Here is a 25,604-nt window from a genome sequence, read left to right on the forward strand (position 1 = left end):
ATTGACCCTGCAGTTATATGAACATCAGAATGACTGGTCAGCTACTGACTAACCACTACTGATTTTGCTTTTTATACCGCACTCATCTCATATCAATAATTTCTACATCAGGGTGTTTGTCAGGATCGAAAGTGAACATGCCTGACTCAAACGGGACATCTGTTTCCATGTTTGTAATATCAATAATATAATTGGTACCGTCTTTACCGATTTGCGATATTTTTGTAATGTGATTGTTGGCCTTATTTACATAAACTTTAATTCTGGAATAAGGTTTGTCCCTGTCTTCGGGAAACATATCCACGATATTGATTTCCTCGCCATCGATGGTATCTTCGCCTGCAAAAATGTATCGAAATCCCTGCTTGTGGATGTTAAAGATACTGGAAGGACTTAACGTGGTTTCATCCATAGGATCGGGATTGGAGATATTAACTTCATCCACCTCTTTAAGGTAAGTCCAAAGCGTTGTTCCATCAAAATAACTATCCACATTCATGACCGACGCCTTATATTTTTCCCCGGCTATCAGGATGGTTCCTTTATGAGTGTCGGTAACATCGGCCTGCTTATTTTCCATGGAAAAGGTAAAATCGGCCCTGATGGATTGGTGTGACTGAATAATTTCACTGACTTTATCAAGAATATTTCCGGCTTTGATCACTTCCGGACTTTGAGCCGGCAAAATTACCGGAATGAGCATCAGAATGGGGATGAATAATTTTTTCATTTCTGGTCTGTTTTATTTTGAAAGTGCTTATTCAATTATCGTTCCAAAGTCATCTATGAGCCCGGTCTAAAAAGCATCTTTGTTGCCAGACTCGTTGTTGTTTTAAATTTTTGCATCCTCATTAACAACAAGTTAACTCCGGTACAAAAATTTAAAATGCCTTGATTTTGACAAAAATATGCTTTTTATACTGCACTCATCTATTCAGACCGCACTCATCTTATAGAATCAAAAATTTTTTCCAGTTCATATTCATCCTGAACCAGAACCTGTCTGGCTTTACTGCCTTCGAAGGGGCCTACAACTCCGGCGGCCTCCAGCTGATCAATAATACGGCCTGCCCTGTTGTAGCCAATGGAAAAACGACGCTGAATAAGCGAAGTAGACCCTGACTGGTTGGCGACAACAACCCGGGCTGCTTCCTCAAATATGGGATCCCGTTTTGAAAGATCAACTTCACCGGGCTCCGTTCCTTCACTCTCACTGCCGCTATATTCGGGCAACATCATGGCAGATGGATAACCCTGTTGTGCACCAATGTAATCATTGATTTTTTCAACTTCAGGGGTATCTACAAAAGCACATTGTACCCTTATCAGATCACTCCCTTGTGTGATAAGCATATCTCCCCGTCCAATAAGCTGGTTGGCGCCGGGAGAGTCGAGAATGGTACGGCTGTCAACCATTGACGCTACTTTGAATGCAACACGTGTCGGGAAGTTGGCTTTTATAACCCCGGTAATTATATTGGTCGATGGCCGTTGGGTGGCAATAATCATGTGGATACCAACAGCCCTTGCCAGCTGGGCAATACGTGCAATAGGCATTTCAACATCCTTTCCGGCGGTCATAATCAGATCAGCAAACTCGTCGATGATAACAACAATGTAAGGCATAAAACGATGGCCTTTTTCCGGATTGAGCTGTCGCTTCACAAACTTGTGATTATATTCCTTCACATTCCTGGTATGGGCCTTTTTCAAAAGTTCATAACGCTCATCCATTTCAATGGTAAGCGAATGAAGCGTATTAACAACCCGCTGTACATCGGTAATAATCGATTCTTCTTCATCGGGAAGCTTCGCCAGAAAGTGCTTTTCTATTTTGCTGTATATATTAAGCTCGACCTTTTTGGGATCGACCAGCACGAATTTTAATTGCGACGGATGTTTTTTGTATAGCAGAGAAGTAATAATTGCATTTAATCCTACCGATTTTCCCTGCCCTGTAGCTCCCGCCACCAGCATGTGTGGTGCCTTGGTCAAATCGAGCATAAAAGTTTCGTTGCTGATGGTTTTTCCGAAAGCAACAGGCAGTTCATATTTGCTGTTCTGGAATTTCTTTGATGTTATGATCGATCGCATCGAAACAACCTCGGGTTCTGAGTTTGGCACCTCAATGCCAATGGTTCCACGGCCAGGTATCGGGGCAATGATACGAATGCCGAGGGCGGCAAGCGATAATGCAATATCATCTTCAAGGTTCTTGATTTTCGAGATGCGAACCCCGGGTGCCGGAACAATCTCGTAAAGGGTTATGGTTGGTCCAACCGTGGCTTTTATACTCCTGATTTCGATTTTGTAATCTTCAAGTGTCTTTACAATGCGGTTTTTATTGGAGATAAGCTCTTCTTCACCAACTTGTCCCGAATCGGAACTATGATCATCGAGAAGATCAAAGGTGGGCAATTTATAGGATGGAAGATCAAGCGTGGGATCATAATCACCAAGGGGCTTCCCCTCGTTGTGATCCAGTATTTCTTCGCGGGCAGCCTTCTCAATTTTCAGCTCAAGGTCATCATCTCCGGTATATTCAAGTGATTTATCCGTGTTTTCGGGTTGGAATTCCTTTTCAACGGTTTCGTCCTGATGCAATGGCGGAGTTGCTTCTGCCATGTCAGGCCGGGATATATGAACTTCTTGTTTATGTTGTATTTCAGCGTCTTTTTCAGACTGACAGGTTTCATTGTTTTGGGGATGATGGCTTTTCTGAAAGGCCGTTCCCGGCTTCTCACTTTCCGGAACACGAGAAGAACTCTTTCTGAATGGCTTTGAAATTAAAGGAATAAACCAATCAAAACAAAAAGCGAGATAAGCCGTCAAAGATACCAGTATCAGAATTAAAGTTCCGGCCCACCCAATAGCGGCATTCAGCCATTTACTGAGGAAAAAACCATGAGCTCCTCCCAGGAGAAGATACTGGTCGTTGACAGAATCGATAAAAAAGAAACCCAGGGTAACCGACAGCCAAATAGTGATTAACGCTGCATGTACAAAAGCATGCGAAAGTTTTATAATTTTAGCCCCCAGGAGCTTTATACCCGTCATAAACAACAGAATTATGATCGAGACCGAAGCTACTCCAAACCAGTCGTTAATAAGTGTGTCGGCCATCCATGCACCCAATTTACCCGTCCAGTTTTCAACTGTTATTTCTGCACTTCTGATGAAATTCCAAAAATCGATATCGAATTTGCTTCTGTCTGCAAAACCGGTAAAGAAAAACGACAGAAATGCCAGTGCCAGATAGAAGGAGAAAGCTATCAGAGTAAGCCCTGAAATGAACCGGAATTTAAAATTTTTAAAGTTGGTCTCCCATTTCGAAAGTCCAGACCTGCGTCTCTTTTTTCCTGTTCTGTTATTATTTCCGGTACTCATGATAATTGTTGATTGTATTTCTGCAAGGCTTTAAATACCTCATGCTCTTTCGTTAAGCTCACTGTGATGTCAATGAATAAAGCTTCAGGATTTAACCTGACTGCAAAATTAATAATTTGCACCACCTATTCGCTTATTGCAGCGTGATAAAATTAACAGCCTTAGCGGATAATTTCTGCAATGGTTCGCTCTATTTCCTCAATGGTAGTATGGCGGTAACCATCGGGAACAGCGAAAACTGAATCGGAAAGATCACTTTTTTCGATCGAAGATGATTTGAGTGTGAAAAGAACATTATTATAATATATGGCAAACTCAAGCATAACGCCCGGAATTTTTGAGAAGGGAGTGTTTTTATTAATCGTAGCATTAGCTATTTGTGGTGTGTACCAAACTATAATCTCTGTGTTGATCGGGTTGTTGAGATGGATAGTAGCCTTTTTTGCTTCATAACCCAGAATAGTGCGGGTTGTATCGTTGTCGAAACTTAACGAGCCGTTTTTCAGTTCCTGAAAAATAAAAAGTTTACGACTCTCGGAAGCCGGGACAAACATTTTTTTTGTTGACAATCTTTAAGAGAGTAGAGCTACTATCGTTGGTATGGTTCGATATAAAATCAAGATAATAGATACCAAGATCACCCTTAAACGATATTCGTTCCTGCCCGGGTCTGAAATAATATTTCATCTCCCCGGGCAATAGAAACGAATACGACTTTTCCATTATGTCGGGGGTGTAAGAAATGGAATAATTTACAATGCCTTCGTCAATTACCGGATAGTCTTTTTTTTCTTTCCTGGAAACGCATCCGGCTATCAAAAATATCAAAACGGTAATGAGATAAAAACGAAAAGCTTCTGTAATTTCAATATTCAGGTATTTTTTCATAAACTCTGTTTATATAGAAGGGTACCAGTTACGGTCATTGTCAACCATGTTTATACTGATGAAACGAGCATGACAAAGATTGTCACAAAAGAACATGTATAATTAACCTTTAATCATCTAAGAAACCAAAAACAGGTAACAGATTCTTCGGCGTTACCCCCTCAGAATGACATTAGACAGTCTGTCATTCTGAGCGGAGCGAAGAATCTAATATCAATTAAAGTATGATAAATTCCATCAGGCCAATAACTTAGACTAATTTTATACTGATGAAATGACAATTCGAGCCCCCCTTTAAAGTCCTTTTTTACCAATTTCATTGTTCCCGGCACAATTTTATTCTATCAAAACTAACAGAAAAAAATGAAAAGAGGTAATTCCTCGTCCTGACTTTTCATCTACTCGTCAAAAAACAGGCCAAATAGTGACTCTCCATAAAGAACCATTTGCCGGGTTACGCTTGAGCCGGCACTTTCTGAACAGACATATTGTGAAAATTTTTGCGCATTTACAGACGTGTACTAAATGTACCGGCATTGAATTATATTTTACTTCTTCCAATGACAATGATCATAGGAAAAACAGCTTATTTTATCGATTATCGTGTCATTATTTAATGGATATGCAGAGCATAGCAGAAAGATATCTGAATTACTATCTTATGTCTGATCATCTATTCACTTATATCTAAACGTCTAATTATCTGTAAATATGAGTAAGCTTGCCGTAATAGCTCTTGGTGGAAATGCCTTGTTGCGCAACAATCAGGCCGGAACCATCGAAGAACAAGAGGCCAACACTACCGAAACCCTGGAAAATTTGATTTTTCTTGTAAAAGAGGGGTATAACCTTGTCTTTACCCATGGCAACGGTCCGCAGGTTGGAAATATTCTGATGCGTAACGATGCCGGCGAAAAACAATATGGTATCCCTCAAATGCCATTGGATATTTGTGTGGCCGACAGTCAGGGTGGTATCGGGTACATGATCGAACGATGTCTGATCAACGTGCTCCGCAGCCACAAACTGAACCGGAATGTGCTTACATTGATGACGCTTACCGAAGTTGATCCAAACGATGATGCGTTTCAAAATCCCACCAAACGCATCGGAAAAATCTTGTCAAAGGAGGAAGCCGACCGCTTGTCGGCCGAGAAAGGCTGGACATTTAAAGAAGACAAGAAAAGTCCAGGTGGATACAGGAGGGTGGTTGCATCTCCAGTGCCCAGGTCGGTTATGAATTGTGAAGTTGTTGAAAGTAATGCCAGGGCGGGAACTATTGTTATTGCCGCAGGGGGAGGAGGCATACCTGTTTATACCGACAAGGAAGGTATGGTCCGTCCATCGGAAGCAGTAGTAGATAAAGACCTTGCATCTTCGCTTCTGGCCACCCAGATCAAGGCAGATGATTTTTATGTCCTGACCGATGTTCCGTTTGTTTATGCTAATTTTGGAGAGCCCAATCAGGAAAAACTCGAGTTTCTGAACTATGCCGATACATTGAAATACCTGGAAGCCGGCACTTTCGGGGAGGGAAGCATGGCTCCGAAAATTAAAGCCGCTCTGTCTTTCATAGAAAATGGCGGAAGACAAAGTATTATTACCGAATCAAAAAAACTGGAAGATAAATCCTACGGAACCAAGATTACTATGCATTACGATGAGAAAGATTTACATAAATACGAGTGATAGATAGATTGTTAGATTGTTAGATTGTTAGATAGTTAGATTGTTAGTTGTTAGGTTGTTAGTTGTTAGGTTGTTAAATGTTACTAAAAACTATTGACTAAAAACTATTGACTAAAAACTATTGACTAAAAACTAAAAACACATGGCTTTTAATTTAAAAAACAGGTCATTCCTGAAACTGCTTGATTTTTCAACAAAAGAGATTGCATTTTTACTTGACCTTGCACGGGAACTCAAAGCTGCCAGGTATGCGGGGATTGAACAGCCAAGGCTTAAGGGTAAAAACATAGCCCTCATATTTGAAAAAACATCGACACGCACCCGTTGTGCCTTTGAGGTGGCCGCATACGACCAGGGGGCACATGTTACTTATCTGGGGCCGTCCGGTTCGCAGATAGGCCATAAGGAGTCGATGAAAGATACAGCCAGGGTGCTGGGACGGATGTACGACGGGATAGAATACCGGGGATTCGGTCAGGAAGTGGTCGAAGAGCTGGCCAGATATGCCGGTGTCCCGGTCGTGGAACGGTCGTTACAGATAAATTTACATCCGACGCAGATACTTGTCCGATTTTATGACAATGCAGGAGCATTCAACCGTACCGCTCAATCAGATTTCGTTTGCCTATTTGGGAGACGCACGTAACAATATGGCCAACTCATTACTGGCAGGAGGTGCCAAAATGGGTATGGATGTGAGAATAATAGGGCCGGCTTCTTTGCAGCCCGATCCTTCCCTTGTTGAGCAATGTCACAAAATCGCTGCCGAAACGGGGGCTGTCATTACCATATCAGACGATGTAGAAAAGGGCGTGGCCGGATGTGATTTCCTATATACCGATGTTTGGGTATCCATGGGCGAACCCGATGAAGTATGGAAAGAACGTATCAATCTGCTGAAACCTTTTCAAATTAATACCCGAACCATGGAGCTTACCGGTAATCCGGCCTGCAAATTTTTACACTGTCTGCCTGCTTTCCATAACAGGGAAACAAGAGTAGGAGAGGACATCTTCAATAAATTTGGTCTTGATGGCATGGAAGTAACCGAAGAGGTTTTCGAGTCGCCCGCTTCCATCGTTTTCGACCAGGCGGAAAACCGGATGCATACGATTAAGGCCGTGATGGTAGCTACTTTGGGGCAATGACCATATTTGTTTATCTTTAAACAAAGAAAAAGATAAAGCAATATATATTGCTGCAAATACATATAATCGCTGCTTAAGATGGTTTGTTTATAGAATTGTTGCAGCCTTTTCTACATCTTGGGTTGTTAATTTTTCACTTTGGTATCCGTGGAGTTATAGCGCTTCCCGGGCATGATCCTGATGTTCGTTGCAATAATCCTGAGTGGTATTTGCTGTATTTGGAATGCTGTCCGGTAAATATGTAGCCAGACATAGGGCTAAAGTGATGGATTTATTATCTGGTTCCACTTTGAATGAATGGTTGATGATTATTCCAAATTATCAAGAAATCATTAAATTTGAAGACAAAAACGAGACAAAATGCAAATCAAAACAGATATAATACACGGTGATTGTAGAGACGTTCTGAAAAAAATACCATCCGATTCTGTTGATTTGATTTTTACATCTCCTCCTTATGCCGATCAAAGAAAAACTACTTACGGGGGGATAAAACCTGAAGAATATGTAAACTGGTTCCTGCCTGTTTCGAAGGAGCTTTTAAGAGTATTGAAACCTTCAGGAACCTTCGTGCTTAATATCAAAGAAAAAGTTGTCAATGGAGAAAGAAGCACCTATGTAATGGAACTTATACTGGCTATGCGTAAACAAGGTTGGTTGTGGACAGAAGAATTTATTTGGCATAAAAAAAACAGTTATCCGGGTAAATGGCCCAATCGTTTTAGGGATTCGTGGGAGAGGCTTCTTCAGTTTAATAAAAGCAGGAAATTTGCGATGTATCAGGAAGCTGTCATGGTGCCTATGGGTGATTGGGCAAAAAACAGGTTAAGAAAATTAAGTGACACCGATAAACGCAGAGATGAATCAAAGGTAGGCAGTGGGTTTGGTAAAAATATTTCGAATTGGCTCGCTCGTGAAAAAGCTTATCCAACCAATGTATTGCATTTATCAACAGAATGCAGTAATAAAAAGCATAGTGCTGCTTTTCCCGAAGCACTGCCAGAATGGTTCATTAAACTATTTACCAAACCTGGCGACACGGTTCTCGATCCCTTTACAGGATCCGGAACGACTAACTTTGTAGCGCAGAGAATGAACCGTCACTCTATAGGGATTGAACTATATAAAGAATATTTCGATTATATCAAAGAAAGAATTGAACCCACAAAGTTAGTTCTGTTTGAACCCAATACCGACTATGAATCAACTGAAATTAAAAGACGTAACCAAATACGTTGAGGAAAATATCGGAACATTTCATCCGTATAAAATTTAATTATTAAGGTTGGATGGAACTCGCATGCAAGAGTTTTATACATGTTCTATTGTGACAAACTTTGTCATGCTCGTTTCATCAGAAAAGAATTGATGGATTAAAGAAATTGGAGTTAAAAAGCGTTCTAAAGAGAAAGAATCCATACCTCTTTAAAGCTAAACATCTCCTTACCGCAGAAGAAATTATCCGAAAGCTTACTGATGCATTTATTTCCTCAAATGAAGAAACTCTTTTTGGGGATTGGCTGGAAGGACTTGCCATTTTCATTAATCAAAAGGTTTATAATGGTTGGAAATCCGGAATACAAGGCATTGATCTGGAATTTGATAAAAATAATATTCGTTACATTGTTAATATTAAATCCGGACCAAATTGGGGAAACAGTAGTCAAATCGGGAAAATGAAAAGTGATTTCAATACTGCCAGGCGTACCCTCAGAACCAGCAATTCCGGCTTAATGGTAGTCGCTGTTAACGGATGCTGCTATGGAAGAGATAATAATCCTGATAAAGGAAGCTATTTCAAATATTGTGGTCAGGATTTCTGGAGTTTTATTTCCGGAGAGGAGAATCTATATAAAGACATTGTTGAGCCGATAGGTCATAAAGCAAAAGAAAAAAATGAAATGTTTTTGGCTTCTTATGCCAAAATGATCAACAAATTCACAAAAGAATTCGCAAATGATTTTTGTAATGACAACGGTGAGATTAACTGGGAAAAACTTGTAGAATTTAATTCAGGCAAGGTTTCCACATAGCATTAAACTTACATATCCTGCTTTTTTACTATCTCTTTTGCTCTGGATGCATTCACAAAGAGAATATTATCCAATTGGCTGTAGTCGTTAAAATAATTGGTTCCGTGTTTCTTTAATTTTTCAGTCTGTTTCATACTCAATCGATGAACCGGTGAAACAATGAGCAACCATCTCTTTCAGTGACTGGCCCTGTTAACTCTGCTGAAGTCATGAGAAATGAGTGAATGAATGGGAGAAGGCCGTCTACCATCCAACCTTTCCACCCTTCTTACTTATGGCCCTTTTGCCCCTTTGTACCTCACTTTGCCGTTTTCGCTTCATTCCAGATTTCATCCATTTGGGCCAAAGTAAGGTCTTTGAGGTTAATACCCTGTTTTATAGTTTTTTGCTCAAGATAATTAAAGCGTTTAATGAATTTATGATTGGTACGTTCAAGTGCATTTTCAGGGTTTACGCCATACAATCGAGCTGCATTGATTAGTGAAAAGAAAAGATCACCAAATTCATCTTCAATAGCGTCTTGTCTGCCTTTGAGCATTTCATCTTTCAACTCGGCCAATTCTTCCTGCACTTTTTCCCACACCTGGTCACGGTGTTCCCAGTCGAATCCGACACCACGTGCTTTATCCTGAATTCTATTGGCTTTTACCATGGCCGGCAATGATTTTGGGACTCCTGCCAAAACAGAACGATTTCCATTTTTTTCTTTCAATTTTAGTTGTTCCCAGTTTTGCTCTACCTCGGTGGCACTTTTTACTTTAGTTTCGCCAAAAATATGCGGATGACGATAGATGAGTTTCTCAATCAACGATTCAATAACATCCTCAATGGTAAAAGTCCCTTTTTCCTCACCTATTTTAGCATAAAAAACGATATGGAGTAGCAGATCGCCCAACTCTTTTTTTATGGCTTCATCCGAGTTTTCTATAATGGCATCGGCCAGTTCATAGGTTTCTTCTATTGTGAGTGTCCGTAATGATTCATTCGTTTGTTTACGATCCCACGGGCACTTTTCTCTTAGCTCATCCATTATTTTGAGCAATCGCCCGAATGCTTCTTTCTTTTCGTGCATTTTCATCAGTATATAATTTACTTAAGTTATTGGTCTGATGGAACTCGCATCAATGATTATATACATGTTCTTTTGTGACAAACCTTGTCATGCTCGTTTCATAAGAAAAATTAGCCTAAGTTATTGGAATGATGTAACTTATCATACTTTAGTTGATGTCAGATTTTTCGCTTCGCTCAGAATGACAGGCTGCTTTATGTCATTCTGAGGAGGTAACGACGAAGAATCTGTTCCCTGTTTTTGGTTTCTTTGATGATTAGCGGTTAAATGGTGTTTATACATATTCTTATTGTGACAACCGTTGCCATGCTCGATTCGATTCATCAGTATAAAATGGCTAAATGTTGTTTTGAGGTGCTGGTAAAATTTTTCACGCAAAAGCCGCAAAACATTATCACGCAAAGGACGCAAAAAAACGGCAGGGAGCAGTCAGATCAATTTAATCCTTTTTCTGAAAGCACCTTATCCAGTCGATTTCCATAACGGCTGGTAAATCAGAATCTTTAGGTTCTTCGGGTAAAGTAGTACAAAAAGTGAGATACATGGGTTCTTCAGGAATATTGTGTGTTTGCCTGTAAACTTCCACGCCATTTATTCGCCACACCATCTCTTTTCCACTCCAGTCAAGTGAATAAATATAGAAATCCCTGGTGAAACGAGCCCCTTTTATCCGTTTGGTCGACTCTTTAACAGTCTTTTTTGTGACGTCGGCTATTATTCCTGCTTCCAACAATCTCCCCCCGGGGTACATAGATTTGAAAACATCAACATGCGGCACCATTTTTTCACCAACCATCCAGAAAGCATTAATAAAAGGATAGGCTTTGTTGAAGCGTACTTTGGCCTCAAATCTGCCGTACTGTTGCCGGAAACTCTGGCCGGTACTAATCAAACCGGATGTATAATCAAATTTTTCTTTCCTGAAGCCCCATGTGGGGTTCCATACTTTTCCTTCAATTTGTTCCTTTTGGGTAATTATCCGAAGAACAGAATCTCTTATCTCAATGTTATCGGCCGTATAATATTGTTTTTCTCCTTCCAGAGAATAAGTGTCGTTCATTAGAGCTTTGCCCCAGTAATAACCGGTTATCCACTTATTGGTGTCAAGCGATGCACCGTTAAAATTATCTTCGAAAGTCAGTTCCCATTTTTTGATCTCTTCGAATGGCTTTTCTTCTTTTTTCCGAAGAAACCAGATAATATCTTTATGCTTTTTGAGATCAGCAAATTCTTTCAGAAGAGCAGCTTCATCCGATTTTTTAAAACGATGGCGATCTTCCATGTAAGTCTTAAAATCTTTAAATTCCTGAGATTCTACAATTGCCTTGAGTTCATAATACTCTGCAATACGGTCACTCTCTTCGAGTTTTTTGAAAGTCTTCCAGGCTTCAGATTTTTCAGTTTTTAACGCCCATCGGATGTCTTTATTCTTTTTGAGCTTCTTGAAAGCTTTGTATTTTTGATAAGCCTCCGACTTTTTAAAATCAGAACCCGATTTTTCTTTGTAAAATTCAGGAGAATTCAGGTATTTCTGCAGTTCTTTATATCTTTTAAAAGCATCCGATTCAAAAATCTCCTGCATTCTCTTGCCCTTACCGCTTCTGTAAAACTTCAGATACGTCTTAATTTCCTTGTTCTTGTTAAGCTCGTTAAAACGCTTCAGTTGCAGATATTCCTGTGTGTCTTTGAATTTCTTGTGCTTCAGATCGAGTACCTTTTTTTCAAAGTCACCGGAATGGATTTTCCTGTCTAACTCCTGGTATCTTTGATACAATGATGAATTCTCCAGTTCCTGAAACCGGGCATAATCATTTCTCAACCGGGTCTGTTGATCTTCGTACTTCTGAGTGTTTGGAAATCCTTTACCAAATAATATACCAGCCATGGCCAATGATAGTTTTATCAAGTTTTTACTTAGGGTGTATGTTATATATTGTTAATCAGTAGACTGTGTTTGGTGAAATTGAATAAACAGATGTTTTGATCCAGCCCGTGATTGTTGATAAAATTATTTTTTAAGCAAAACGAAGATAATATTTTGCTTTGTATTTTAAACGGTAAAGTGTGATTTTTATATCATTGAGCCAAGTCTAAAAAGCATCTTTGTTGCCAAACTCGTTGTTGTTTTAAATTTTACATCCTCATTAACAATGAGTTAACTCCGATGCAAAAATTTAAAACGCCTGGACTTCGACAAAAGTATGCTTTTTTATACTGCACTCATCATTTATTAAAATTTTGCCGGATGAGGATTTCTCCTGCGCCTGATTAAACAACGGGCAATTTCTGGCGAAATTATATTCAATCTTTAAAAACAACTTGTTTTACAATTATTTATACTGAAAATCTGACAGATGGTTTCAGGAGTTAATTGTTTAATCCTGGATCAGTCATTTTGGATCAGGGGAAAAAATTCAGGAAGGCTTTTTATGGAGGGACACTACGTTTTTTCAGGACAAGCCTGAAAAAAAGCCCCTGTGCGGGATTTAGTCGACTTAAACAACATGGTGGTTAGTTTTCTGCCCTAAGCGCCTAAGTAAATTAACTTTGGATAGAAACCTTGCCTGGCTTCGTTGAGGCAATTATGCCAAATGAAACGAGCATGGCAAAGATTACCACAAAAGAACATGTATAAGTTCTTGCATGCGAGTTCCATCAGACCAATAACTCAGGCTGATTTTATACTAATAAAAAACCGCAATTAATACCAAAAGGTAATTAATCGCGGTCTTTTTTGTGCCCAGAACAGGACTCGAACCTGCACGGCCTTTAACGGCCACCAGCCCCTCAAGCTGGCGTGTCTACCAATTCCACCATCTGGGCGTTATTCTTTTCTCAATTTTCCGGTAACCCTTGTATTTTGTTCATTACAAAAACCTAAAAACAGGATTTCCAGAATAATCGGGATTGACTTCCCGTTTCTTTTTCTATGAGCGGAAAACGGGACTCGAACCCGCGACCCCGACCTTGGCAAGGTCGTGCTCTACCAACTGAGCTATTTCCGCATTTAATAACTATCTTAAGAAATCTTTACTTAACTTTACTCATTCTCTAATCGCAAGTAACGCTGCATCCTTTGTTACAGCGAGTGCAAAGGTAAAAATTTTTCGTTTTCCCGAAATATTTTTTGAAAAAAAAGTATCCGGTGAACTCGCAAGCTTGTTTCTCAACAAAAAATGTTTTGTTTTTCTTCACTGGATTTGGCTGCAGCGATTCCAATCCCACCACATGGCACAGATATTCAAGACATTTGTCAATCCGGTCATAAATAAAATTTTTAGTTAGTGCCAGCAAGAAAACTAAGGTTTTTTTAGTCTTTGATAAGAAAGCGCCAACTACAAGGCTTTCGAAGTTTTTGAATCTAAGGAGTTTACTCTTCGTAAATAACTGATTCAAAAACGAGAATAACGCAGTAGTTGGTGTTTTCTTGCAAAGACTAGTTATTTTCTCCTGACGCCAATGGTTATAAAATACAAAAGGGTAGTTCTTTTCATAATTGAACTACCCTTCCTTTATTAGTGAGGAGCCGCACCAGTTGGATTATTTAAACTCCTGACGACAGGATTTGAGCACATCCGATAATCGGGGATCCTCCGTGTCCGAAGACAACCCGAAGGTTGAGGCCTGCCCTTTTAACGGATAGTTTCACTCGGTATGTTTGTAGTGTTGAGTTTAACAATCAATAATTCTGGTGCGGCATATCTTTATTCCATTATTTTATCATTATCAAGGCCTGATACCATTTGTATGAAGGAATTTATTCTTGTATCCTTCATGACAAACCCTACATCTTCCATATTCATTTCAATGATCTTTCTGTTACCCCAAATTCTTGCAAGCAAGCGACGGAGCCGAGCGATGTAATTTTCGCACACCACAAAAAAAAAATTAAAAGTGTAAGCTTTTTACCTCACCCCTTCGGTGAAAATCTACAATTTCCCAGTCGGGGTTATACCTGAATAAAGCGTTTTTTCATTTCGTTCAAACAACTCAATTCAGGTATTACAAAAGTAGCTTAAACATTCAATGTTTGCAAGCTTTAATTGCTATTTTCTCATTTAATATGAATGTTGCTGAATAACAGGGGACAAAGCCTTCCGAAATGTTCTATTATCCGGATTGAATAATTAAGAACCGGTCGCAACTTTGGATTTTGTGATTTTAGGGATAAGAATGATGAACGTTGAATAATTTGAATAATTTTGTAGTCATGATAAGAAAAGTGCCCAGGTATTCGGTTGTCGACATAGAAACTACAGGAGGTAAAGCCGGACAAGGACGAATTACCGAAATAGCCATTTTCATAATGGAAGGGGAAAAGATTGTCGATGAATTTATATCACTGGTTAATCCGGAATCCCCAATACCACCCTATATCAGCCGACTCACAGGTATAACAAATAAAATGGTGGAAGATGCACCCAAATTTTATGAAATTGCCCGGCGCATTGTTGAGATAACAGACGACACATTTTTCGTAGCCCACAATGCTTCATTTGATTACAATTTTATTAAAAAAGAATTTGAAAGTCTTGGATATGATTATGTCCGCGAGGTGATATGCACGCTGAAACTCGCCCGTAAAGTCATTCCGGGACATTCTTCTTACAGTCTCGGGCGACTGTGTGATGAATTGAATATCCCGCTTTCCAACCGGCACCGGGCGGGTGGTGATGCTCACGCCACAGCTCTCCTCCTGAAGCATCTGATAGTCAAAAACGGAAATTTTATTTATCCGAAGGAAGATTTTGATATTAAAGGTTTAAATCCGGCGCTCGATCTTAAAAAAATACATACACTTCCGGAGGAGCCCGGAGTTTATTATTTTCATAACGCTGAAAAACAGGTCATTTATATCGGTAAAAGTCGAAATATTAAGAAAAAGGTATATTCCCATCTCTCTGCCAGGAATAAGCGTGCATTGAGGCTAAAAGAGAATCTGACCGATGTCAGCTATGAACTGACCGGAAGCGAACTGGTAGCATGGCTGCGCGAATCGGATGAGATTAAGCAACAGCGTCCCCTTTTCAATAAGGCCGACCGACATTCTCATTTCAATTGGGGTATTTATCACTTTGTTGACCAGCGTGGGTATGAAAGGTTTTTTATTGACCGGATAAAACAAAATATCAGTCAACCGCTTGACGCATTTTCCACAAAAGAACAAGCAATTCAAACCCTCTCTTCGTGGGTCGAAGCGTATAATCTTTGCCGTCGGTTGGCAGGGCTCGAAGATAGCAACGGCCCCTGTTTTAATCATCATGTACACCAATGTAACGGCGCCTGCACAGGAAATGAAAAACCTGCTGACTATAACGCCCGGGTTTCAACAATGCTCAAAAAACTGAGCTTTTCATCATCAAACTTTATTGTTTTTGATAAAGGACGTCATTCCGGGGAAAAATCTTTTGTTTGGGTTGAAAAAAACGTTTTACAAGGTTATGGCTGGCTAAACCAGGAAGATACCATTACGCATCCTGCTCAACTCGAAGAATATATCTGTGGTGGGACAGACAACAGAGACACACGAAAGATCGTCCGTACATGGTTGAACAAAAAGAGTTCAAGTCAAATTAAAATACTGAAATACTGAACCAAGCTTATTTCCCCTTTCTCCATGGAAATTGATGAATGCCTCTGTCCGTACTTCGAACCGGGAAAACACCCTGATTGGCAAAGCGCACATCTTCAATGGTGTAAAAAGCTTTGGGGTTGTATTCTTTTATAAGGCTTGTGGCATGTTTGAAATCAGAACGCTTAATAACGCAATAGATCACCGTTACTTCACCACGGGAGCCGTTCGCTTCGTGCCAGGTTACCCCGAATCCCTGGTCAGCTAACTTTTTAGCAAGTGTAATTCCGGGTTTTTGTGTGATAATCTGTAAATTAACATATCCCAATGCAAGTTTTTCTTCAATGAAGAGCCCAATGAAATTACCCGTGGCAAAACCTGCTGAGTAAGCAATGAAATAGAACCAATTGTCAAGATTCTGAAAAATTTTCGTCATGGCCAGCAGCCAGATGAATATTTCAAAAAAGCCAAGTATCGGGGCAATTATTTTTAATCCTTTGGAAATAAATACGATACGAATAGTTCCAATGGTTACGTCTGCTACCCTGGCGAAAAATATCAATGCCGGAATAAGTACCCAACTGTACCAAAAACCTTCTGTAATCATCCTTCTTTAAAATTGAACGTTCTTAGTGTTGTCATTAGCTTACAGAAAAGAACGATGTTTTGTTTAAACAAAGTCGAACCCGGTCTAAAAAGCATCTTTGTTGCCAAACTCGTTGTTGTTTTAAATTTTGCATCCTCATTAACAACAAGTTAACTCCGGTACAAAAATTTAAAACGCCTTGATTTTGACAAAAATATGCTTTTTATACTGCACTCAAAGTTAGTCTTAACAGGAAAAACTCAAAATACCTGGTATTAAAATTCCGAAGTAAAATGAAATTTTATGTTTTTAAAATTTTCGCGGGCCATATCGAGCATATAGGCCGAATCGGCAAGAAAAACGTCACGACCAAATTTGTCTTTCGCCATATATTGGTTTTTCCTCTTTTTAAAATCTTCTAATTCTTCATCATCCTCAGATTCCAGCCAGCAGGCTTTGTACAAATTGATGGGTTCGTAACGGCATGAAGCACCGTATTCATGAAGCAACCGATACTGGATAACTTCAAACTGCAACGCTCCCACAGTTCCGATTATTTTTCGGCCATTGAACTGATTAACAAACAACTGAGCTACGCCTTCGTCCATCAGCTGGTCGATTCCTTTTGCCAGTTGTTTCGATTTCATGGGGTCGGCATTTTCTATGTAACGGAAAAGCTCCGGAGAAAAGCTGGGTAATCCTTTAAAAACCAAGTCATCTCCTTCACTCAGACTATCGCCGATCTTAAAATTTCCGGAGTCGGGAATTCCTATAATATCGCCGGGAAAAGCTTCATCAACAATGGATTTCTTTTCAGCCATAAAAGCGGTCGGGCTACTGAATTTCATCTGCTTTCCAAGGCGGACATGTTTATAGTTGGTATTTCTTTGAAAGTGTCCCGAGCAAATTTTTACGAAAGCAATACGGTTTCGGTGGTTCGGATCCATATTGGCATGGATTTTAAATACAAATCCGCTGAATTTTTCTTCATCCGGCTCTACTTTCCGTTGTTCGGCAACAGAGGGACGGGGAGGAGGCGCAATTTCCAGGAAACAATGCAACAACTCCCTGACACCAAAATTATTCAGTGCACTTCCGAAAAACACCGGGGCAAGTTTACCCTCTAAATAAGGTGTTTTGTCGAATTCGGGATAGACACCATTTACCAGCTCAAGCTCTTCACGCAAAATCACGGCCGAAGATTCACCTATTTCTTCTTCCAGTCCCTTATCGGAAATATTGAGGCTGATACCTTCTTCAACCGTTTGCTTATTGGGCCTGAACAGATACAGGCTTTCTTCGAAAAGATTATAAACGCCCTTAAAATCGGTACCGTTCCCTATGGGCCAGCTCAAAGGACGAACATCAATTTTCAGTTCTTCTTCTATTTCATCCAGTAATTCGAACGGGTCACGCGACGGCCGGTCCATTTTATTGACAAAAACAATGACGGGAGTGTGACGCATACGGCAGACTTCCATTAACTTACGGGTTTGAGCTTCCACGCCTTTAGCCGCGTCAATCACAATAATAACGCTGTCAACGGCTGTCAGCGTCCGGTAAGTATCTTCGGCAAAGTCCTGGTGACCTGGCGTATCAAGTATATTTACTTTGTACCCGTTGTATTCAAATCCCATAACCGAAGTCGCCACCGAAATGCCACGCTGCTTTTCAATCTCCATAAAATCAGATGTGGCACTCTTTTTTATTTTGTTGGATTTAACAGCACCTGCAACATGGATAGCACCTCCAAACAAAAGAAACTTCTCGGTAAGAGTTGTTTTTCCAGCATCGGGGTGACTCACAATTCCAAATGTTCTGCGCCGCTTAATCTCTTCTTTAAATGTCATGTTCTTTAAATTTTCAGCCTGCAAAATTAGTCATTGTAATTGAACCCCAAAGCTATTTTTCCTGTTTTCTCTTATTGTTTTACATCCCGGAATTGTTTCTGCGTTCAGGCCTTTTATCGAACTATAAATTTTATACAGACCCTAATTAATGATTTGTTAAAGAATCAGTAGATCGTCAGATTTTTAAAGGTAAGATGATTCTTATATCATTGAGCCCGGTCTAAAAAGCATCTTTATTGCCAAACTCGTTGTTGTTTTTAATTTTTGCATCCTCATTAACAACAAGTTAACTCCGGTACAAAATTTTAAAACGCCTTGATTTTGACAAAAATATGCTTTTTAGACTGCACTCATCATTAATATACACTATTGATAACAAACAATCCTATTTAGCTACAAACAATCGGTTTTCGGTGTATTGTAAAAGTTTAACGAAGTGTTGAGAACCAAACTTACGATTTAAAGGATTTTTTAGCAGATCGATAACATTTATCATGTTTTCACCTGTTTTTTTTCTACATTTGCTAATTTGAAATAATAAGCATTTAATTATTGGTCAATACTGCCTTAAATTTTTACAAATGACTTGTAATTAATTATTTATTGAATCGAAAAGGTCAATCATAACTCTCTGCCAATAAAACTTTACGTCTTTCAGAATCTATAGCATCAGAAAAGGATTGCTCTGTGTTTAGACTTTTTTTTAACGACTATTAATTGGTGATAGTTAAACCATATATTTTTATAAAATATTGATAAAGAAAATGGTAATCTTTGTCGTTTAAAGTTTTGAAATAAAAAAAGGAACAAAAAAAAGGAACAATTTTTTATGAGAATATTGAAATTCGGGGGTACATCCGTCGGCTCAGCCGATAATATAGCCAAAGTTAAGAAAATTGTTGATGCCACAGAAGGTCAGATTGTTGTTGTAGTATCTGCGATCGGAGGGGTTACCGATCGACTTATCAGTGCAGCACATAAGGCCGCCGAAGGTGACATTTCTTATGCCGCAGGAGTTGATAAGATAATCAACCAACATCAGCAAATCATCCATCAGCTTTTTCCTGACAGCAGATCGCGAGAGGCCATTCAGGAGAGTGTTGCTCCTGAGTATGATGAACTCAAGTCAATCAATAAAGGGGTATTTCTCATCCGCGAATTGAGCGAAAAGAGTCTTGCCGGTATTTCAGGAATAGGTGAGAGGCTGGCGTCCAAAATAATTGCGGCATATCTTGATGCCCGTTGGTTCGACAGCCGGTTATACATAAAATCCTATGTAGAATACGGACGTAACCAGGTCGATTTGCCGACTACCTATAAATTGCTACAGGAAGTACGTCCCCAACTTGGAAAACTTTCTCTTTTTCCGGGGTTCATAAGCAGCAATAAAAAAGGAGAAAATACAACGCTCGGGCGGGGTGGCTCAGATTATACCGCCTCTATTCTTGCTTCGGCATTTGACGCTGAAATGCTGGAGATTTGGACCGATGTGGATGGATTTATGACAGCTGATCCCAAAGTCATAAGCAGAGCCTATTGTATAAATCACCTTAGCTATGCCGAAGCTATGGAGCTGTCGCATTTTGGTGCTAAGGTCATCTATCCACCCACAATTCTGCCTGTCTATCAAAAAAATATACCCGTAACCATTAAAAACACTTTTAATCCGCAGGCCCCCGGAACTGTGATCGACAAGGTGAAAGAAACTCCGGGCCCCCGTCAGATCAAGGGTATTTCCTCGATTAAAGATGTTTCCCTACTCACCATTCAGGGAATTGGGATGGTGGGTGTCTCGGGCATTTCAATGCGCTTGTTCGCATCTCTGGCTGCCCGCGAAATTAATGTTATTCTTATTTCTCAGGCATCCTCCGAAAACAGCATCAGCATAGTGATAGATAGCCACCAAACCGAAAAAGCCAGGCAAGCTATCGAAAAAGAATTCAGCCGCGAACTTGCCGACCGTCATATCAATAATATTATTGTGGATGACGAAATGGCTGTTGTAGCTATCGTGGGCGAGAATATGAAGCATACCACGGGCATAGCCGGGTTGTTGTTCAACAGTGTTGGTAAGAACGGGGTCAATGTATATGCCATTGCTCAGGGAGCTTCAGAGCTCAATATTTCTTTTGTGATCAAAGAGAAAGACATCAAAAAAGCGCTGAATGTTATCCATGAGTCTTTCTTTCTTTCTGATTATTCGCGCCTTAACCTGTTTGTTGTCGGTAAAGGAACTGTTGGCAGCAAACTCATCCACAAAATAGCGACACAAACCACGAAACTGATGAATGAAAACAGTTTAAAAATAAGGTTGGTAGGACTTGCAGGACGGCAATCAATGATTTTCGACAATGAAGGACTGGATGCGGCATCGGTCGTTGAAAAGCTTGAAAAGGAAGGAATTCCGGGTAATGTCAAGGAGTTTCGCGACAGAATTATTGAAATGAATCTGGCCAACAGTGTTTTTGTGGATTGCACTGCAAGTGAAGAAGTTGCAGGGCTGTACCAGTCGTTACTGGAAGCCAATATTTCGGTGGTGACGGCCAATAAGATTGCCAGTTCTTCTTCGTTCGAAACTTATCACAAGCTTAAAGAAACCGCCCGTAAAAAAGGGGTTAAGTTTTTCTTTGAAACAAATGTGGGGGCGGGATTGCCAATTATAGCACCAATTAATGACCTGGTAAGAAGCGGAGAAAAAATTGTCAGGCTCGAAGCGGTTCTTTCCGGAACCCTTAATTTTATTGTTAATACGCTGTCCGAAGATAAGCCTTTGTCCGAAGTTATCGTGGAGGCTAAAGAAAAAGGCTTTAGCGAACCCGATCCCAGGGTTGATCTAAGCGGAACCGACGTTGTCCGAAAGTCCCTCATCCTTGCAAGAGAAGCCGGTTACCCGCTTGAGGAATCGGATGTAGAGGTGGAACCTTTTGTTCCTCAGGATTATCTTGATTTGCCGTCTCTGGAAGAATTTATGGCGAAAATCAAGGAATTGGACCCGGTCTTCGAAAACAGAAGACAAAGAGCCGTTTCGGAAGGGAAAAGATTGCGCTATGCTGCCCGGATGACCTCTGACGGAAAAGCAAAAGTGGGCTTGATGGAAGTTGATCAACATCATCCGTTTTATGATCTTGAAGGAAGCAATAATATTGTTTTAATCTGGTCGGAACACTATTTCGAGCATCCCATGCAAATCAAGGGGTATGGTGCCGGGGCCGATGTTACGGCAGCCGGGGTGTTTGCAGATATAATAAAAGTGGCTAATGTATAGTAGAGGAACATTTTCAATCGTGACACAGTAAAAACAGATACTAAAAAAGGCCCGGAATTTCCGGGCCTTTTTGTCTTTAATGAGCGGAAAACGGGAGTCGAACCCGCGACCCTCAGCTTGGGAAGCTGATGCTCTACCACTGAGCTATTTCCGCAGATGTTAGTTCTGACCTTTTAGAAACAGACCTTTTTTCTGCCACAAAAATAGAAAAAATATTATTTTCTTCTCACAATTTTTCTTCTCTTTTCGGTTTCTGAAAACCAATTGCTTTAGTTATTCTTTTTCTGCTTCAGAGGAATTTCAAATCCGAAGGTACTTCCTTTTCCGATAGTACTTTCTACAATGAGCCTGCCACCATGTTGCTCTACGAATTCTCTTGAGATGGTGAGGCCAAGACCGGAGCCTTTTTCTCCGTTTGTGCCTGGTTTGGGTGTTAAGAAACTTGAGCTTTTCAATTGTTCAACTTCTTCGGACGAAATACCGGCGCCAGTGTCAGATACTTTGAAAATGCAATACTCATTTTTTGTATAGGCGGAAAGAAAAATTTTTCCGTTCGGTGGTGTAAATTTTATTGCGTTGGACACCAAATTCCGGATGACTGTTTTGATCATATCTTTGTCTGCCACCATTTCAAGGGTTTCATCAACTTCTGAAGTGTTAATTTTAATACCTTTCTTTATTGCACTCTCGTTCAGTAACTTGATATTGTCGTCGATTATCTCTTTAAGACGAACGATCCCTGGATTAACAATGATCTCGTTGGTCTGGGACCTGGCCCAGTACAGCAAATTCTCGAGTAAAGCCAATACCTGGTTGGCCGATTCGTGGATATATCCGGCATATTCTATGATCATATCGGTTTCTTCCTCGGCAGCCATTTCCTGCAAAAGACTTGAAAACCCGATAATTGTATTAAATGGTGCCCTGACATCATGAGCGATGATAGAAAACAGCCGGTCTTTAGTGGTGTTCAGTTTTTGCAGGTTTTCGTTACTTTCTCTGAGCTTGTCGGCCTGCTTTTTAAGCTCATTTGCCTGAATTTCAATTGTTCTCTTCTGCTTTTCCAGTTTTTGGTTACTTTGATCCAGTTCCAAAGCCCTCTTTTTGAGCATTTGATTTTTTTCATCGATTTTCTTGGTACGTTCTTTAATAAGCTTGGTTAAAGCTGCTTTTTGTCTTCTGAGAACACGGGTCCTAAGCCAGAATCCATAATAAAGTAAAGTGAAAACTGTTATTACAGCCAGAATAACGAACCACGTTGTCCTATACCATGGAGGAAAAATTTCGATTTGAATGGAAGCGCCTTCCTGGTTCCATATTCCATCGTTATTGGCAGCTTTAACTCTGAAAGTATATGTTCCCGGATTAAGATTGGTATAGGTTGCTTCCCGTTTGTTACCTACATAATGCCACTTTTCTTCAAAACCCATGAGCTTGTAGGCATACCTGGTCTTTTCGGGTGCAATATAATTAATGGCAATGTATTCAATCGAGAACAATTTGTCTGAGTATGAAAGTCTTATTTTATCAGCACTGCTAATGTGCTTTTTAAGCGGCTGATCTTCCCCGTATTTTGTGACGGGTTCGTTGAAAATACTCAGATTGGTCAATATTACCATGGGAGGAGTGAGGTTGTAGTTAATTTCGTCAGGAGCGAAGGAATTTAATCCTGACGGACCTCCAAAAAATAAATACTTTTCGCCATCATAGTGAGAAGACCTTGGATTAAAGTCATTTGATTGCAAATTATCCGCCACATCAAAATTGAATACTTCTCCCGTTTCGGGATTATACCGGGTCAAACCACCGTGTGTGCTGACCCATAAATTTCCGTTTGCGTCGTGTTCAATGCTGCAGATATATTGATTGCTGAAATCCTGGGAATGATACGAAAAATCATCGCTCCCGGGATGATACCTGTGAAGTCCACTCGTAGTACCGATCCAGAGTTTGTTGTCGGGAGTTTCATGAAGACAAATAATTTCATTGCTGTATAAGGTTCGGGGGATTTTATCCTGATTATAAAATAAATAGCTCTTAAATTTGTCGTCTCCTCTTTTGAGTTTGTTTAGTCCGTTCGACGTACCAACCCACAATGTTTGCTGATGATCCAACAGGACATCCGTTGTCCATTCTCCTGAAAGATCGCTGTTACCGGGTGTAAAATGCTCAAATATTCCTTCTTTCTTTTTAAAATAGTCAACTCCAACACCATGTATGGCCAGCCAGAAATTTCCTTCCGTGTCTTCTTCAACAGCCCGTACATCATTACCACCAATGGATTGAATATCATCGGGATGGTGCACAAAACTGATGAAACAATTTTTTTGCGAGTCGTATTTCTGAAGGCCACCGAAATAACTGCCAACCCAGATATCATTCCGGTTGTCGGGATGAATATCAAAGATACTACCATCCGCGAGCGAACAAGTATCATCCTCTGAAAAGTGAAAAGTTTTTGTGGCGCCTTCATCCCAGTCAAATACCGTAATACCACCGTTATAGCCGCCACACCATAAATTGCCTTCATCATCTTCACAAATTGACATAACATTTATGTCGGACAGCGGCCAATAACTGTCAGTATCATCAGTAAACAATTGAAATCCTCTTTCAACCGATGACAGATCGAAGCCTTTTTCTGAGTAAATAACCCAATAATTGTCTTGATGATCCTGAAAAATACGTATCGGATTTCTTTTTATGGAGTATTCATTGGCAGAATCGGAATAATAACCAACAAATGAATCAGAAGAACGATTATAAAATTTTAACCCGATATAATCACACGACCAAATGTTTCCTTTATTATCCTTATAAAGATCGACAACAAATGATTCATAACGTCCTGTAAGGTATCCTTTTATCTCATTACTATGAAAGTTTAACTTAAAGACTCCGTTGCCAAGTGTGGACACCCACAACAGGCTGTCCTGAGCTATTATATCGGTTATGGTCATGTCGCTCAAGTCAACCAAGTCTGTTTCACCCGGCCAGGAGGGAAGAGGCTTCTTTTGATAACCATCTTCGGGTGAAATGTACTTCAAACCTCCGTCTTTTTCCTGTCCAAGCCAAAGACCACCTGCTTCATCAAAACAAAAGGTGGCTATGGGGCCACCCTCAACATCAATAATCTGTTCGAAATATTGCGTTGATTCATCGTACAAAAACAGACCATTACCGGCAGCAACAAAAATATTTCCTAAACTATCTTCATCTATTTGATAAACGAATGAGCTGGTTAATCCTGCCGTATTGGCGGAAGAAGACATGAGTTGAAATGAATCGTAATCAGAACGATAGAGCGAGAGGCCCCATATCGTACCTATCCAAAGACGATTTCGACTGTCGCAAAAGAGTGAACGGATATTGTTATTGGCAAGATTGGGATATTTGTCAAGATGATTGCGGTAAACTTTAATCTGGTACCCGTCATAACGGTTCAAACCGTCCACAGTACCAATCCATATATACCCGGTTTTGTCCTGGGTAATGCAGGTGGTAAATTGGCTGGACAATTTGTCTTCTCCAGGTAAATCTACAAACCTCAATTCGGGAATCTGCGATTTTGCAAACAATCCCGACAAAAATAAAACTAAAACAACCCCTGAAAACTTCATTTCTAAACCCCTAATGCTACAAACGTCAGAAAATGCAATAAAGGTCAGGGTTCTTAGTGCCGCAGCCAAACCTCTCAGGTGATTTCTGTTAATGGAAAATAAGTGCATAAAATCACGGACAGGCTGAACCTCAGCACAAGACGATTTTGATCAAATAAAAAGACTGCATAATCCTTTACTTGTACTTGTATACTCTTAAGAAACAAAAAAGTTGTATTAAATTCCCTGCCGGAATCATTCCCCAAAAACAATTTATGCATTTTCTCTAATTTTTATTCAAAATAAACAAGAATGCCAGGCTGATAAAAAATGACTTACATCATTTATTTTAAGAAATAAGCACTAATTTTGTGTTGTATTGTAATTAATTTCTTTAAAATTCTTTGAAATTAAAGACATTTTGAGCTGACGGTGTTAATCCGCATTATCCGGTTTTTATTTAAACGATGTAAATAAAAATAAACCGTTTATATTCAAGTATTTGGAAGGTTACT

At 39.9% G+C, this 25,604-nt stretch carries 17 protein-coding genes and 3 tRNA genes; 7 read left to right on the top strand and 13 right to left on the bottom strand.

Annotated features, from left to right (window positions below):
• Positions 1–82 precede the first annotated feature (82 nt).
• The 4 genes from lolA1 to ATH1_RS22160 form a co-directional block, all read right to left on the bottom strand.
• Positions 83–730: an outer membrane lipoprotein periplasmic chaperone LolA1 gene (gene lolA1, locus ATH1_RS0105460; protein ID WP_010418678.1), complete on the bottom strand. Its 648-nt coding sequence runs from the start codon at positions 728–730 to the stop codon at positions 83–85.
• A 215-nt stretch (positions 731–945) separates the two neighbouring features.
• A complete protein-coding gene (locus ATH1_RS0105465; protein ID WP_010418681.1) occupies positions 946–3,387 on the bottom strand; it encodes a DNA translocase FtsK in 2,442 nt (813 codons plus the stop codon).
• Positions 3,388–3,548: 161 nt separating this feature from the next.
• Complete coding sequence (locus tag ATH1_RS22155) at positions 3,549–3,941, bottom strand: hypothetical protein (RefSeq protein WP_010418683.1); 393 nt, start codon at positions 3,939–3,941, stop codon at positions 3,549–3,551.
• Positions 3,913–4,275, bottom strand: coding sequence for a hypothetical protein (locus ATH1_RS22160; RefSeq protein WP_010418685.1), 363 nt, complete (start codon positions 4,273–4,275; stop codon positions 3,913–3,915). The genes ATH1_RS22155 and ATH1_RS22160 overlap by 29 nt, the downstream gene beginning before the upstream one ends.
• 711 nt (positions 4,276–4,986) lie before the next feature.
• On the opposite strand from ATH1_RS22160, the gene ATH1_RS0105475 reads away from it, so the two are divergent.
• From ATH1_RS0105475 to ATH1_RS18995, 5 genes are all read left to right on the top strand, one after another.
• Entirely contained in the window at positions 4,987–5,964 is a 978-nt protein-coding gene (locus ATH1_RS0105475) for a carbamate kinase (RefSeq protein ID WP_010418691.1), read from the top strand.
• 142 nt (positions 5,965–6,106) lie between these two features.
• Positions 6,107–6,610, top strand: a complete 504-nt coding sequence (locus tag ATH1_RS22750) for a Rossmann-fold NAD(P)-binding domain-containing protein (protein WP_010418693.1) — start codon at positions 6,107–6,109, stop codon at positions 6,608–6,610.
• Complete coding sequence (locus ATH1_RS22755; RefSeq protein WP_425358281.1) at positions 6,546–7,112, top strand: Rossmann-fold NAD(P)-binding domain-containing protein; 567 nt, start codon at positions 6,546–6,548, stop codon at positions 7,110–7,112. Before ATH1_RS22750 ends, ATH1_RS22755 begins: the two co-directional genes overlap by 65 nt.
• 360 nt (positions 7,113–7,472) lie before the next feature.
• Positions 7,473–8,351, top strand: coding sequence for a DNA-methyltransferase (locus tag ATH1_RS0105490; protein ID WP_010418701.1), 879 nt, complete (start codon positions 7,473–7,475; stop codon positions 8,349–8,351).
• Positions 8,352–8,449: 98 nt separating this feature from the next.
• Complete coding sequence (locus tag ATH1_RS18995; RefSeq protein WP_010418705.1) at positions 8,450–9,145, top strand: PmeII family type II restriction endonuclease; 696 nt, start codon at positions 8,450–8,452, stop codon at positions 9,143–9,145.
• A gap of 8 nt (positions 9,146–9,153) precedes the next feature.
• Here the strand turns inward: ATH1_RS18995 and ATH1_RS22440 are convergent, their stop codons facing one another.
• The 5 genes from ATH1_RS22440 to ATH1_RS0105530 all read right to left on the bottom strand — a co-directional run bounded on the left by ATH1_RS22440 (position 9,154) and on the right by ATH1_RS0105530 (position 13,222).
• A complete protein-coding gene (locus ATH1_RS22440) occupies positions 9,154–9,279 on the bottom strand; it encodes a hypothetical protein (RefSeq protein WP_280959758.1) in 126 nt (41 codons plus the stop codon).
• Between the two features lie 164 nt (positions 9,280–9,443).
• On the bottom strand, positions 9,444–10,223 hold the full coding sequence (gene mazG / locus ATH1_RS0105505; RefSeq protein WP_010418707.1) for a nucleoside triphosphate pyrophosphohydrolase: 780 nt from the start codon (positions 10,221–10,223) through the stop codon (positions 9,444–9,446).
• Between the two features lie 433 nt (positions 10,224–10,656).
• The gene (locus ATH1_RS0105515) at positions 10,657–12,102 is read right to left on the bottom strand and encodes a glycoside hydrolase family 16 protein (protein WP_010418713.1); all 1,446 of its coding nucleotides are present in this window, start codon (positions 12,100–12,102) and stop codon (positions 10,657–10,659) included.
• 852 nt (positions 12,103–12,954) lie between these two features.
• Positions 12,955–13,040 (bottom strand) — tRNA-Leu (locus tag ATH1_RS0105525).
• 109 nt (positions 13,041–13,149) lie between these two features.
• Positions 13,150–13,222 (bottom strand) — tRNA-Gly (locus tag ATH1_RS0105530).
• A gap of 1,205 nt (positions 13,223–14,427) precedes the next feature.
• Between ATH1_RS0105530 and ATH1_RS0105545 the strand changes: the two genes are divergently transcribed.
• Positions 14,428–15,810, top strand: a complete 1,383-nt coding sequence (locus ATH1_RS0105545) for an exonuclease domain-containing protein (RefSeq protein WP_010418720.1) — start codon at positions 14,428–14,430, stop codon at positions 15,808–15,810.
• Positions 15,811–15,817: 7 nt separating this feature from the next.
• On the opposite strand, the gene ATH1_RS0105550 is transcribed toward ATH1_RS0105545, so the two are convergent.
• Both ATH1_RS0105550 and ATH1_RS0105555 read right to left on the bottom strand, forming a co-directional pair.
• On the bottom strand, positions 15,818–16,396 hold the full coding sequence (locus ATH1_RS0105550; protein ID WP_010418723.1) for a DUF2179 domain-containing protein: 579 nt from the start codon (positions 16,394–16,396) through the stop codon (positions 15,818–15,820).
• A 254-nt stretch (positions 16,397–16,650) separates the two neighbouring features.
• On the bottom strand, positions 16,651–18,225 hold the full coding sequence (locus ATH1_RS0105555; RefSeq protein WP_010418726.1) for a peptide chain release factor 3: 1,575 nt from the start codon (positions 18,223–18,225) through the stop codon (positions 16,651–16,653).
• Between the two features lie 829 nt (positions 18,226–19,054).
• On the opposite strand from ATH1_RS0105555, the gene thrA reads away from it, so the two are divergent.
• Positions 19,055–21,490 (top strand): bifunctional aspartate kinase/homoserine dehydrogenase I, encoded by a 2,436-nt coding sequence (thrA, locus tag ATH1_RS0105560; RefSeq protein ID WP_010418731.1) that lies wholly within the window; start codon positions 19,055–19,057, stop codon positions 21,488–21,490.
• An 82-nt stretch (positions 21,491–21,572) separates the two neighbouring features.
• Here thrA and ATH1_RS0105565 read toward each other — a convergent pair.
• Positions 21,573–21,644 (bottom strand) — tRNA-Gly (locus ATH1_RS0105565).
• 115 nt (positions 21,645–21,759) lie between these two features.
• Positions 21,760–25,110 (bottom strand): two-component regulator propeller domain-containing protein, encoded by a 3,351-nt coding sequence (locus ATH1_RS0105570; protein ID WP_010418734.1) that lies wholly within the window; start codon positions 25,108–25,110, stop codon positions 21,760–21,762.
• Positions 25,111–25,604: the final 494 nt, after the last annotated feature.

Source organism: Anaerophaga thermohalophila DSM 12881 (genome assembly GCF_000191885.1).
In the GTDB taxonomy this organism is placed as follows: Bacteria; Bacteroidota; Bacteroidia; order Bacteroidales; family Marinilabiliaceae; genus Anaerophaga; species Anaerophaga thermohalophila.